10 protein-coding genes are annotated in these 12,974 nt (G+C 69.4%); 8 read left to right on the top strand and 2 right to left on the bottom strand.

The features are described 5' to 3' along the window. Window positions 1-222: 222 nt before the first annotated feature. Window positions 223-1,218 carry an LLM class flavin-dependent oxidoreductase gene (locus tag AJAP_RS08865; RefSeq protein WP_174492010.1) on the bottom strand — a complete coding sequence of 332 codons (996 nt, stop codon included), beginning with the start codon at window positions 1,216-1,218 and terminating at the stop codon, window positions 223-225. A 164-nt stretch (window positions 1,219-1,382) separates the two neighbouring features. Here AJAP_RS08865 and AJAP_RS08870 point away from each other — a divergent pair, with 164 nt between their 5' ends. Further along, on the top strand, window positions 1,383-5,198 hold the full coding sequence (locus AJAP_RS08870; RefSeq protein WP_456061782.1) for an nSTAND1 domain-containing NTPase: 3,816 nt from the start codon (window positions 1,383-1,385) through the stop codon (window positions 5,196-5,198). Between the two features lie 256 nt (window positions 5,199-5,454). On the opposite strand, the gene AJAP_RS08875 is transcribed toward AJAP_RS08870, so the two are convergent. Continuing rightward, the gene (locus tag AJAP_RS08875) at window positions 5,455-7,569 is read right to left on the bottom strand and encodes a HelD family protein (protein WP_038509579.1); all 2,115 of its coding nucleotides are present in this window, start codon (window positions 7,567-7,569) and stop codon (window positions 5,455-5,457) included. A 122-nt stretch (window positions 7,570-7,691) separates the two neighbouring features. Between AJAP_RS08875 and rsmD the strand changes: the two genes are divergently transcribed. The 7 genes from rsmD (at window position 7,692) to AJAP_RS08915 (ending at window position 12,927) form a co-directional block, all read left to right on the top strand. Continuing rightward, window positions 7,692-8,246: a 16S rRNA (guanine(966)-N(2))-methyltransferase RsmD gene (rsmD, locus tag AJAP_RS08880; protein ID WP_038509581.1), complete on the top strand. Its 555-nt coding sequence runs from the start codon at window positions 7,692-7,694 to the stop codon at window positions 8,244-8,246. 52 nt (window positions 8,247-8,298) lie between these two features. After that, on the top strand, window positions 8,299-8,781 hold the full coding sequence (gene coaD / locus AJAP_RS08885; RefSeq protein WP_016336395.1) for a pantetheine-phosphate adenylyltransferase: 483 nt from the start codon (window positions 8,299-8,301) through the stop codon (window positions 8,779-8,781). Window positions 8,782-8,880: 99 nt separating this feature from the next. Continuing rightward, a complete protein-coding gene (locus AJAP_RS08890; protein ID WP_038509584.1) occupies window positions 8,881-9,573 on the top strand; it encodes a ribonuclease domain-containing protein in 693 nt (230 codons plus the stop codon). Between the two features lie 67 nt (window positions 9,574-9,640). Beyond that, on the top strand, window positions 9,641-10,156 hold the full coding sequence (locus AJAP_RS08895) for a SigE family RNA polymerase sigma factor (RefSeq protein WP_038509586.1): 516 nt from the start codon (window positions 9,641-9,643) through the stop codon (window positions 10,154-10,156). Beyond that, the gene (locus tag AJAP_RS08900; protein ID WP_038509589.1) at window positions 10,156-10,911 is read left to right on the top strand and encodes a hypothetical protein; all 756 of its coding nucleotides are present in this window, start codon (window positions 10,156-10,158) and stop codon (window positions 10,909-10,911) included. The genes AJAP_RS08895 and AJAP_RS08900 overlap by 1 nt, the downstream gene beginning before the upstream one ends. Before the next feature lie 119 nt (window positions 10,912-11,030). Then, window positions 11,031-11,756 carry a DivIVA domain-containing protein gene (locus AJAP_RS08905; protein WP_038522693.1) on the top strand — a complete coding sequence of 242 codons (726 nt, stop codon included), beginning with the start codon at window positions 11,031-11,033 and terminating at the stop codon, window positions 11,754-11,756. Window positions 11,757-12,309: 553 nt separating this feature from the next. Then, window positions 12,310-12,927: a YceD family protein gene (locus AJAP_RS08915; protein ID WP_037342128.1), complete on the top strand. Its 618-nt coding sequence runs from the start codon at window positions 12,310-12,312 to the stop codon at window positions 12,925-12,927. Window positions 12,928-12,974 lie beyond the last annotated feature (47 nt).

The raw sequence follows: 12,974 nt of genomic DNA on the forward strand, positions 1-12,974 counted from the left end.
GGCACTGAAGCCGGTCGGTCACGTGTCATGAAAGGGTCGTTCAGGGCATCTTTCGTCCTGAACGACCCTTTCATGACACGCGCCGCGGTGCTGCCACGCGCGCAACACAGCCTCCGGCCCTGCACCACCCCGGATGCCATGAAAGGTCCTTTCCTTGCAAATTTTGCAAGGAAAGGACCTTTCATGGCACCTGCGGCAGCGGGCAGGCGAGACCGCCCGGCGTCAGCGCGCCAGTTCGGCGACCAGCTCGTACGACCGCACCCGGTCCGCCTGGTCGTGCACCATCGTCGTGATCATCAGCTCGTCGGCCCCGGTATCCGCCAGCAAGGTCTCGAGTCCCTTGTGGACCGTCTCAGGCGAACCGATGACACTGCTCGAAGCCCGGTCCTCGATGAACACGCGCTCGATGTCGGTGTACGGGTACGCCGCGGCCTCCTCCGGCGTCGGCAGCGGGATCGGACGGCCCTTGCGCAGGCTCAGGAACGTCAGACCGCTCGGGGCGGCGAGATACTGGGCGCGCTCGTCGGTTTCGGCGGCGACCACGGAGACGCCGAGCATCACGTACGGCTCGTCGAGGACGTCCGACGGTTTGAACGCGTCGCGGTAGAGCGCCACGGCGGGCAGCGTGTTCTCGGCGCTGAAGTGGTGCGCGAACGAGAACGGCAGGCCCAGTTCGCCCGCCATCCGCGCGCTGAAGCCGCTCGATCCGAGCAGCCACACCTGCGGCTTGTTGCCCTCGGCGGTCACGGCGTTGACGGCGCGCTGGTCGGAGTGCTCGAAGTAGGCCAGCAGTTCCGCGAACTGCTGCGGGAAGTTCTCCGCGCTGAGCCCGCCGGGCCCGCGCAGCGCGAGCGCGGTCCGCTGGTCGGTGCCCGGGGCGCGCCCGATCCCGAGGTCGATCCGGCCGGGGTGGAACGCCTCCAGGGTGCCGAACTGCTCGGCCACCACCAGCGGCGCGTGGTTCGGCAGCATGACCCCGCCGGAGCCGACCCGGATGCGTTCGGTGGCGGCCGCGACCTGGCCGATCATCACGGCGGTCGCCGAACTCGCGATACCGGGCATGTTGTGGTGCTCGGCGAGCCAGTACCGGTGATAGCCGAGGGCCTCCGTCCGGCGGGCGAGGTCGAGGGTGTTGCGCAGCGAATCCGCCACACCGCCTCCGGCCACGACGGGCGAGAGGTCGAGCACGGACAGCGGGATGTCAGGCAAAGAGGTCACGCCCCGGTACAACGCGCCGGGACCTCGATCCCTTCCCGTGTCTGTCAATCGATCGAAATTAACCACCTCGATGTACCCGGTACTCGGCGGGGTTCCCCCGTTTCCACGGTACGGTTGCCCCCGAATGCGAGGGTGGGAAAACCACTGAAAAGAAAGGATTGAGGGTGCCGCGTCCGGAGCGACCTTTGGACCCCGGGGACGATCCGTTGCTGGAGTTCGCCGCCGATCTCCGGCGTCTGCGGGAGAAGGCCGGAAATCCGACGTACCGCGAGCTGGGCAGGCGTGCCCACTACTCCGCGGGAACCCTCTCCGAAGCCGCCGGTGGGAAGAAGATGCCCAGCTTGGCGGTGACGTTGGCCTATGTCCGGGCGTGCGACGGCCCCGAGGAGGAGTGGGAGGCCCGGTGGCACGACGTGACCGAGCGTACGCGCGCCGGAGTCCGCGATTCACCGGTTGCCCCGCTGAATGGGGAATCGGCACCTTATATCGGCCTGACCGCATTCGGACCGGACGACGCGAGCCGATTCTTCGGTCGCGAACGACTTGTCGGAAAACTCGTCGCGAGGCTTTCGGATCAACGATTCTTGGCGGTTCTGGGGGCGTCCGGTTCCGGTAAGTCGTCGTTGCTCCGGGCGGGCTTGCTCCCCGCGCTCGCCGAGACCTCCGTGACGATGCTGATGAGCCCGGGGTCGCGGCCGCTGCAGGAGTGCGCCGTCCAGTTCGGCGCCGCGCTCGGGCTCGCCCCGGGCGGGCTGCTCACCGAACTCACCGAGCATCCGCGCAACCTCGGCCTGGCCGCCCGTCAGCTGGTCGCCGACCGCGAGGGCGACGTCGTGCTGGTCGTCGACCAGTTCGAAGAGGTCTTCACGCTCTGCCAGGACGCCGACGAGCGGGCCGCCTTCCTGTCGGCGCTGGTCACCGCGACGACCGAGCCGGAGAGCCGGACGAGGGTCGTCCTCGGCATCCGCACCGACTTCTACACGCACTGCGCGCGGCATCCCGAGCTGGTCGAGGCCATGCAGGACGCGCAGATCCTCGTCGGCCCGATGAGCACCGAGGAGCTGCGACAGGCCATCTCGCGGCCGGCGATCGACGCCGGGTACCGCGTCGAGAACGCGCTGGTCTCACGGCTCGTCGCCGACGCGACCGGGCAGCCCGGCGTGCTGCCGCTGCTTTCGCACGCCCTGCTGGAGACCTGGCGCCGCCGTCACGGCAACACCCTCACGCTCACCGGCTACGAGTCCACCGGCGGGATCGAACGGTCGGTCGCCCAGACCTCCGAGCACACCTTCACCGCGCTGAGCGAACACCAGCAGCGGCTGGCGAACCAGATCTTCCTGCGGATGACCGCGCTCGGCGAAGGCACCGAGGACACCAAACGCCGCATCACCCGCGAAGAGGTGGACGCCGACGACCCGGACGTCGCCGTCGTGCTGGACAGGCTGGCGTCTTCGCGGCTGGTCACCCTCGACGACAACGGCATCGAGATCGCGCACGAGGCGCTGATCCGGGGCTGGCCGCGCCTGCGCGAATGGCTCGCCGAGGATCGCGAGGGCCTGCGCGTGCACCGCCAGCTCACCGAGGCGACCGACGCGTGGGAATCGGTCGGCCGCGACGACGGCTGGCTCTACCGCGGCGCGCGGCTGTCCATCGCCAGGGACTGGGCGGGGGAGCACGAGAGCGCGCTTTCCCAGCGTGAACGCCGGTTCCTCGAGGCGAGCGCGGCGATCGAGAACCACGAGCAGGCCGTCGCTCGGCGCCGCACCCGGCGGCTGCGCCAGCTGGTCGCGCTCCTGGCCGTCCTGCTGGTGCTGGCGACGGCCGCGATGGTGTACGCCGTCCGGGCCGAGCAGACCGCGACCGCCCAGCGCAACAGCGCGCTCGCGCAGAAGGTGGCCGGGCAGGCCATCGAGATGCGGACGACGAACCCGGCGCTGGCCGCGCAGCTCGCGCTGGCGGCGTACCGCGTCGATCCGAGCGTCGACACCCGCGGCAGCGTGCTCGGGATGTTCGAGTCGCCGTACTCGACCCGCGTCCGGGGGCACGGCCACCGCGTCAACGCGACCGCCCTGCGCGGCGACGGCCAGGTGATGGTGACCGGCAGCTGGGACCAGACGGCCAAGCTGTGGGACATCAAGGATCCCCACCGCCCGAGCGAGCTGGCCACGCTGACCGGGCACACCGGCAACGTCAACTCGGTGTCCTTCAGCGCAGACGGCGGCGCGGTCGCGACGGCGGGCTGGGACAAGACCGCGCGGGTGTGGAATGTCGCCGATCCGGCGAAACCCGGGCCGGGCGTGCTGGTCGGGGAGCATCCGGGCCGGGTCAACGCGGTGGCGTTCAGCCCGAAGGCGGCGGTGCTCGCCACCGCGGACGGCGAGGGCACGGTGCGCCTGTTCGACGTCCGCGACCTGGCGAAACCGGTGCTGACGGCCACGCTCACCGGGCACACCGGCAACGTCAATGGGCTCGCTTACGCCCCCGACGGGCGGACGCTGGTCTCGACCGGCGCCGACAAGACCGCGCGGCTGTGGGACGTGGCCGATCCGCTCCAGGCCAAACCGCTCGGAGTGGTGAACGGGCACACCGCCGGTGTCCACTCCGCGGCGTTCAGCCCGGACGGGAGGACGCTCGCCACCGCGAGCATCGACCAGACCGCGCGCCTGTGGTCCATCGCCGACCCCATGGCGCCGTCACCGCTGGGGACGATGACCGCGCACAAGTCCATCGTGCGGTCCGTGGCGTTCAGCCCCGACGGGACGACGCTGGCCACGACCGGTTTCGACCGCGCCGCGCGGCTGTGGGACATCACCGATCCGGCGAAGCCGCGCGAGAAACCGGCGCTCGTCGGGCATACCGCGGCCGTGGTCTGGGCCGTGTTCTCCCCGGACGGCCGCACGCTGGTGACCGCGAGCGACGACCAGACGGTGCGGATGTGGGATCTGCCGGGGCCCGCGATCAGCGGCCCGGCGAGGTCGGCCTGCCGGGCGGTGTTCAGCGCCGACGGGGAGCTGCTGGCCACCGGCAGCCAGGACGGCGTGGTGCGCCTGGTCGACGTGTCCGACACACGGAACCCGCGTGAGCTGGGCAAGATCACGGGCTTCGGCCAGGGCGTCTGCGGGCTCGCGTTCAGCCCGGACGGCCGCGCGCTCGCCGCCGGCTCCTGGGACCACACGATGCGGCTGATCGACGTCACCGATCCGCGCAAGCCGGTCGACGCGGGCGTCTTCTACCGCCCGGCGGACGAGATCGACCCCGTCGCGTTCAGCCCGGACGGCCGGACGCTCGCGACCGCGGGGTCCGGGCACACGATGAAGCTGTGGGACGTCGCCGACATCCGGCGGCCCGTCGAACTCGCGACCCTCACCGGGCACGAGGACGACGTCCATTCGCTCACGTTCAGCCCGGACGGCCGCACCCTGCTCAGCGGCGGGTGGGATCACACCGCCCGGCTGTGGGACGTCTCGATGCCGAAGGCGCCGAAGCAGCTTTCGGTACTGAAAGGACACTCCGACACTGTGTTCTCGGTGGCCTACAGCCCGGACGGGAAACTCGCCGCCACCGGAAGCGCCGACCGCACGGCCCGGCTCTGGGACGTGACGGATCCGGCGGCTCCCCGCGAGGCCGCACTGCTGGCGGGGCACACCGACAACGTCATCTCGGTCGCGTTCAGCGGCGACAGGAAGACCTTCTCGACCGGCAGCTACGACCGGTCCGTGCGACTATGGGACGTCTCCGATCCGGGATCCGTCCGCGAATCGGCGAACCTGAGCGACGACGTCGACCGGGTCAACGCCGTGGCGTTCGCCCCCGATGGGCACACGCTCGCGGGTTCGGTCGCGGACGGCAGCGTGCGGTTGTGGGAGACCAGCCCCGAGCGGGCGGCCGAACGCATCTGCGCGACGGTGTACCCGCGGATCACGGCGGGCGAGTGGGAACAACACCTGCCGGGGCTCGATTACCAGCCCCCGTGCCCGTGACCACGGCCGATTCGTTGTTCGGCGTTGTTGTTCGGTGAAACCGTTGTGACACCGAACAACGAAGAGGCGCTAGAAATACCCCTGGACGTGCGATGCGTCCCCACATCGTTCACTCACCGGGGGTCTGAAGGGCTCCTTCAGGGCATTCACCAGTGTCCTGAAGGAGCCCTTCAGCTTTTTCGCACGCGTTTCGTCCTCTGGATGCGGTAGTTGCACGCGCAAGCACCGCATTCAGAGGACTAAATGCGTGAGGGGATCAGGCGGCCGGGATCCAGTCGGGGTTGGACGCCAGGACGGTCAGCTGCTGGGTCGCGCGGGTCAGCGCGACGTACAGCACCCGGCGGCCGGTGGTCGACTCGGTGATGAGGTCGTTCGGCTCCACCAAGACGACGGCGTCGTACTCGAGACCCTTGGAGTCGAGGCTGCCGACGACCTTGAGCCGCTCGTCCGAAAGCCCTTCGAGCCAGCCCTCGACCTCGGGCACCCGGTCCATGGCGGTGATCACGCCGACGGTGCCTTCGACGGCCCCCATCAGTTCCTTCACCGCGGCCTGCGTCGCCGCCTCCAGTCCGGAAGCCTCGACGGGCCTGACCTCCGGCGTGATGCCGGTCTGCCGCACCGCGCGCGGAAGCTCGTCGGCCTCCGCGTGCCCCGCGACGACCTTCGCGGCCAGATCGAAGATCTCCGCCGAGTTCCGGTAGTTGGTGCGCAGGGTGAACCGGCGCCGGGTCGTCTTGAGCCCGAACGCCTGGTCCCGCGCCATCGCGGCCTCGGCGGGATCCGGCCACGAACTCTGCACCGGGTCGCCGACCACGGTCCAGCTCGCGTACTTGCCGCGCCGCCCGACCATCCGCCACTGCATCGGCGAGAGGTCCTGCGACTCGTCGACGACCACGTGCGAGTACTCGTCGTAGTGCTCGGGCCGGGTCGGGGCGCCACCGCGCTCCGGGTTGACCTCGATGCTCTGGCGGGCCCGGCGGCTCTTGGGCGGCGTGCCGATGAGGACGCGAAGCTCGTCGAGGAGCGCGACGTCCGCGATGGTCCAGCCGCGCGAGCGGTCGGCGAAGTCGGCCGCGAGCATGCTGATCTCGTTGCGGTTGAGCAGGCCCTTCGCCGCGGAGGCGAGCCGCTTCTCGGTGCCGAGCCACCGCAGGATCTGCGCCGGGTACAGGATCGGCCACCAGACCACCAGGAACCGGTGGAACTCGATGCGCTCGCCGAGCTCGGTGATCAGCTCGGCCTTGTCGATCTGACGGCCGTCGTCCTTCGCGTGCTGCTCGGCCTTCGCGGCGAGCGCGTCGAGCAGCAGTTCGGCGGCGCGGATCCGCGACCGGTTCGGCGGCCCGCCCGCGGTGTGCACCTTGCGGCGCACCTTGTCGAGCTCGCGCGCGTTGAGCCGCAGCACCTCGCCGCGGTACACGATCTTCATGTCCTCGGGCGCGTCTTCCGGCGTGTCACGCAGCGCGCGCAGCAGGATCTTCCGCATCCGCAGCGAACCCTTGATCGCCGCCAGGGGAGCCGGGTCCTGCCGGGTCGCTTCGAGGCCGTCGAGGACCTCGCCGAGCGCGCGCAGTTCGACGTTCGTCTCACCCATCGACGGCAGCACCCGCGAGATGTAGCTGGTGAACACGCCGGACGGGCCGATCACCAGCACGCCCGCGCCGCCGAGCTGACGGCGGTGGCGGTAGAGCAGGTACGCCGCGCGGTGCAGCGCGACCGCGGTCTTGCCGGTGCCGGGGCCGCCGGTGATCTCGGTGACACCGCGCCACGGCGCGCGGATGACCTCGTCCTGTTCCTTCTGGATGGTCGCGACGATGTCCCGCATCTTCTCGCCGCGCGACCGGCCGAGCGCGGCCATCAGCGCGCCTTCGCCGACGATCTGCATGTTCTCGGGGACCGCGTCGGCGATCAGGACGTCGTCGTCGACGTCGAGCACGTTCTGGCCCGAGCACCGGATCACCCGGCGCCGGACGACGTCCATCGGCTCCTCTGCCGTCGCCTGGTAGAACGCCGCGGCCGCGGGCGCGCGCCAGTCGGTGACGAGGTTGTCGAACTCGGCGTCGCGGATGCCGAGACGGCCGACGTAGATGTGGTCGTTGTCGAGGTGGTCGAGCCTGCCGAAGACCAGGCCCTCGTACTCCGCGTCGAGGGTCTGGAGGGTCTGATTGGCGTGATACACCATCATGTCCCGCTCGAACAGCATGGACGCCTGCTCGAAAATGGCTTCCCGCCCGGCGCCATGGCCGATCTCGTAGCCCTTGGTACGCATGGCCTCAGCCTGGGCTCGCAGCTCGGCGAGCCGGGTGTAGACGGTGTCCACATGGGCTTGCTCGATGGCGATCTCGGCCCGTCTGACCCGAGGTTCGGACACGCAACGCTCCTAAACGCTTCTATCGCCTCCGAGGGCGAAGGACGACTCTACGCGAGCTGGACGGAGGCTTCACCAAGTCCCGGCCAACGTCACGGCGGAAGGCGTTGAGGCACGATGCTCCAATGACCAGGATCGTGGCGGGGACCGCGGGCGGCAGGCGGCTGAAGGTCCCGCCGAAAGGCACGAGGCCGACCTCGGAACGGGTGCGCGAGGCGCTGTTCAACGCGCTGGAGGTCGCCGGCGAGCTGCAGGGGGCCCAGGTCCTCGACCTTTACGCCGGTTCGGGCGCGCTCGGGCTGGAGGCGTTGTCCCGCGGCGCGTCGGGCGCGCTGTTCGTCGAGTCGGACCGGCGCGCGGTCGAAGTGCTCAAGGGGAACGTCGCCGCGCTGGGGCTCGGCGGCGCGGTCCGGGCGGGCGCCGTCGAGTCCGTCGTGGCCGCTCCGGCGGCGGAAACGTTCGACATCGTCCTCGCCGACCCGCCCTACGCAGTGGATTCCACCCGCCTGGGGGAGGTCATGGCCGCGCTCGCGGTGAACCGGTGGATCACGGACGGGGCGCTGGTGGTCATCGAGCGGGCGGCGCGCGACGGGGAGCCGGACTGGCCGGCGGGCTTCGAGCCGATGCGGACGAAGCGCTACGGCGACACGGCGCTCTACTGGGCCGAATATCAGGTGTGACGCAACCCTGATGAGCGCGCAAGGGGCCACTCTCCTTGGTAGCGTCCGCGCCATGCGGCGTGCGGTCTGTCCCGGGTCCTACGACCCGGCCACCAATGGACATCTCGACATCATCGAGCGGGCGGCGAAGCTGTTCGACGAGGTCGTCGTCGCGGTGGGGGTGAACAAGAGCAAGAAGGGCCTGTTCACCACCGAGGAGCGGATGGACATGCTGCGCGAGATCACCGCGAAGCTGCCGAACGTGCGCGTCGATTCCTGGCAAGGACTCCTGGTCGACTACTGCCGCGAGAACGACATCATCGCGGTCGCGAAGGGCCTGCGGTCGGTCAGCGACTTCGACTACGAGCTCCAGATGGCGCAGATGAACCGCGAGCTGACCGGGCTCGAAACCCTGCTGATGGCGAACAACCCGGCGTACGGGTTCGTGTCGAGCTCGCTGGTCAAGGAGGTCACCGCGCTCGGTGGCGACATCGAGCACCTGGTGCCGCCGATAGTGTTCAAACGTCTCTCGGAGAAGTACTCCGAACGAGGTTGACCCGAACGGCCGAAGCCGTTGGTCGGGCAGTCGCGGGCGGCGATGAAGAGTTCATCTCGACGCCTTCTGGTGAATACACGATCGGGTTACGGTCCGAAAATGACCAACAAACGATCGCGGATTGCCGCCGCGCTGCTCGTTCTGCTTGTCAGCTTCTTCGGCGGGCTCAGTGCCGCGCAGGCCACGGCCGCTCCCGTCTCCATCCAGCAGAACCCGTGCGGGGATCTCGCCGGGTTCAAGCACGTGTCGTTGTCGTCGCTGCCCGCCGAGGCCTCGACGACCTACGACCTCATCAAGAAGGGCGGGCCGTTCCCGTACCCGGACAAGGACGGCACGGTCTTCTCGAACCGGGAGAACATCCTCCCGAAGTGCGCGTCGGCCTACTACCACGAGTACACGGTCCCGACGCCCGGTTCGCCGGACCGCGGCGCGCGGCGCATCGTCACCGGTAACGGCGGGGAGTTCTTCTACACCGCCGACCACTACAAGACCTTCTCCGTGATCGACGTCGACGGCACCCCGGCGCCGTCCTGCGGTGACACCTCGAAGCTGACGAAGATCGGCTACTCGACGCTGTCGTCCGCGGCCAAGTCCGTGGTGGACAAGGCCCGCGGCGGCGCGACCGGCACCGTCTACGAGAACCGCGAAGGTGTGCTGCCGTCGTGCGCCGCCGGCTACTACCAGCTGTTCCCGGTGGGCACGAGCGACCGCGTGATCTCCGGAAAGGGCGGCGAGATCGTCTACACGCCGGACCGCTACGTCACCTTCAAGCTGGTGAATCTCGCCGGTTGACCAGTCCGTGCAACATTTCGTGCCTCCTCGTCCGTGAGATACACCGGAACACGGACGAGGAGGCACGATGCGGTCTGGGGACGATGCGAGCTTCAGGGAGTTCGCCAGGGCCAAGGCGCTACCGCTCAGACGGACGGCGTATCTGCTCTGCGGCGACTGGCATCTCGCGGAGGATCTGGTCCAAACCGCGCTCATCAAGCTCTACCGGGTCTGGCCGAAGGTCCGCCGGAAAGGGCCCGTCGACAACTACACGAGGCAGATCCTGATGCGCTGCTGGCTCGACGAGCGGCGACGACCTTGGCGGAGCAGAGAGAACCGCGACGGCGTCGTCCCCGACGAGCCCGCCGCTCCGGCCACCGCCGGCATCTCGGATTCGTTGCTTCGCGCCCTCGCCGAAGTTCCCCCGAAACAGCGCGCCGCCGTCGTGCTGCGCTACTGCGCCGATCTCCCGGTCGCGGAGGTGGCCGTCGCGCTGCGCTGTTCGGAAGGGACGGTCAGGAGCCAGGCCGCGCGGGGACTCGACGTCCTCCGCGCGGCCCTGCAGAGACAGCACGACGAGGCTGTCTCCGGGAGGAGCGCGTGATGGACGAACTCGAAAACAGGCTGCGCGGGATCACACTGGCCGAGCCACCGCTCGGCTTCGACCCGGACGAGGTCGCCGGGAAGGCGGCGAAGAAGGCGCGAAACCGGCGAGGGGTCGTCGCCACGGGGGTCGCGACGCTGGCGGTGATCGCGGCGGCGGTGGTGTTCGTGGCGCCCGGGGGCGGCCCCGCGCCGCTGGCACCGGCGGCGTCGCAGGCCGCACCGAAGGACCCGCTCCAGCACCTGAAGGACGTGATGCCGAAGGTGCTCACCGGCGCGAAGGACATCCAAGTGCGGGACTTCGTGGGGTTCGGGGACCTGAAGACCTCGGAAGTCAGGTACACCGACGCCGAAGGGAGGCCGCGGGGCGTCAACCTCACGATCGCCGGTCCGGTGAGCACGAAGGACGGATATCCGCGCGAAAACCGGTGTGACCCGGCGAAGAGGGCCGACGCGATCGGGTCGGATCGCAAGCCGACGCGGTGCGTGGAACTTCCCCAGCCGGACGGGAGCTTCGTGGTGATCTCCGAAACCACGCCGAAGTCGGCGGAATCGGACGGCGACGTCATCCTCGGTCAAGGGTTCACGACCGGGAGGATCGTCACCCGCGCCGCGATCGCCTTCCCGTCCGGCGGCGGTGGCTCGGTCAACATCGCCGATCTCGGCACACTGGACGACGGCGACCGCGGTGCCCCGTCCTTGACCGACCGGCAACTGCTCGCGTTGGTCCTGGATCCGGTGTTCGCTCCGAGGTGATCATGGCGCGCGGTACCGGCGGGGACACGCCCGGTACCGCGCGCTTTCACCCCTTACGGCGGCGATGAGGGCAAACTGAACTCAGGGAATGTGGGGATCGCTGTAGGTAGGGAGTGGCCGTGTACCGGGTTTTCGAGGCGCTCGACGAGCTCGTCACCATCGTGGAGGAAGCCCGCGGCGTGCCGATGACCTCCAGTTGCGTCGTCCCGCGTGGCGACACCCTGGAGCTGCTCGACGACATCCGTGACGCCCTGCCGGGCGAGGTCGACGACGCGCAGGACGTGCTGGACAAACGTGATCAGCTGATCCAGACCGCCCGTACCGAGGCGGCGGAGACGATCACCACGGCGAACACCGAGGCCGACCGCACGGTCGCCGACGCGCAGGCCGAGGCCGAGCGCATCCTCGCCGACGCCCGGGCCCGCGCCGAGCAGATGATGAGCGACGCGCACGGCGAGGCCGAGCGCATGGTCGCCGCCGGACAGGCCGAGTTCCAGAACCTCACCGACCGCTCGCGTGCCGAGTCGGAACGGATGATCCAGGCCGGCCGCGACGCCTACGAGCGCGCAATCGAGGACGGCCGCGCCGAACAGGCCCGGCTCGTCGCCCAGACCGAGGTCGTCCAGGCCGCGCACGGCGAGGCGGCGCGCATCGTCGACGAGGCGCACGTCGAGGCCGACAAGCAGCGCGGCGACTGCGACGCCTACGTCGACGGGAAGCTGGCCGAGTTCTCCGAACTGCTGGCGACCACGCTGCGGACGGTCGACTCCGGGCGCAACCACCTGCGGTCGCCGGTCAACCTGCCGGGCAACAGCCGGACCTCGCTGTACGACTACCAGAGCTGATCGCCTGGGCATCTGAAGTACGTGAAGGCCCCCTTCATTGCGCTAGACGTAGTGAAGGGGGCCTTCACGTACTTGGGAAGGTGTGAAGGTCGAGTTTCCTCGGCTGAGCCGAGGGAAGGGGCCTTCACGCGCGGCCGTTGTGACTGCTGGTGCTTATGGGGCACAAGGTGGCGCTCCTGAAGGTAGTGAAGGCCTCCTTCACTACCTTCAGGGTAGGTAAGGAGGCCTTCACGGACGGCTCCTGCAGTAGCGACTCGCTGGCCGCCAGCTTGGGTGCTTCGCGATGGGTGAGGGGAACTTCGAGGGACCCTGGGTCCCTCAAGGGGGCCTTCACGGACTTGCCTACCACCAGTCTGCCCAGAGTCGCGGCTCCATCCGGTGCGCCCAATGTGGCATCGGAGGCGCTCAGTGTCCCCAATGCCACATTGGGCGCACTCATCCGTCGAAGACCGGTGGGTGAACAAAGACGATTCCCTCAAGGGGGCCTTCACGGACTTGCCCGGCCTCCGGCCGCCCGAAAGTGAGTGGCGGTACCTGCGTACCCTGGTGACCGATGTCTGAGAACAAGTCGCCGCAGGCCAGGCCTGCGCAGCTGGACGACCGGAACCCGTGGGTGCTCGACACCCGCGAGCTCGGCCGTCACGCCGGCCTGAGCAAGGCCGTCCAACGCTCGATCCCCGTCGAGTCCGCGCTCGGTGTGCCCGACGTCATCACCATCGACGCCGGCTCTAGCCTGGAGCTCGACCTGATGCTCGAATCCGTCGTCGAGGGTGTGCTCGTCAGCGGTACGGCGTCCGCCGTCGCGACGGGGCACTGCTCGCGGTGCCTCGACCCGATCACCGAGGACGTCGAGGTCGACCTGACCGAGCTCTTCGCCTACCCCGGCTCCGCGACCGAGGAGACCACCGACGAGGACGAGATCCCCCGCCTGGTGGACGACCGGATCGATCTCGAGCCGACCGTCCGCGACGCGGTGGTGCTGGCGCTGCCGCTGGCCCCGCTGTGCACCGAGGACTGCCGGGGACTGTGCACCGAATGCGGTGTCAAGTGGGCCGATCTCGAGCCCGGGCACGGGCATGAGAAGATAGACCCTCGGTGGGCCGCGCTGGTCGATCGTTTCGAGGACGAAACGGGCGATGACCAGGCCGATGGCCCCGGAAAGCAAGCCTGACGAGCACCAGCTCGTTCCGGAGAAGCAAGTTCGCTCGCGACCGCGGG

This window comes from Amycolatopsis japonica (assembly GCF_000732925.1).
GTDB lineage: Bacteria > Actinomycetota > Actinomycetes > Mycobacteriales > Pseudonocardiaceae > Amycolatopsis > Amycolatopsis japonica.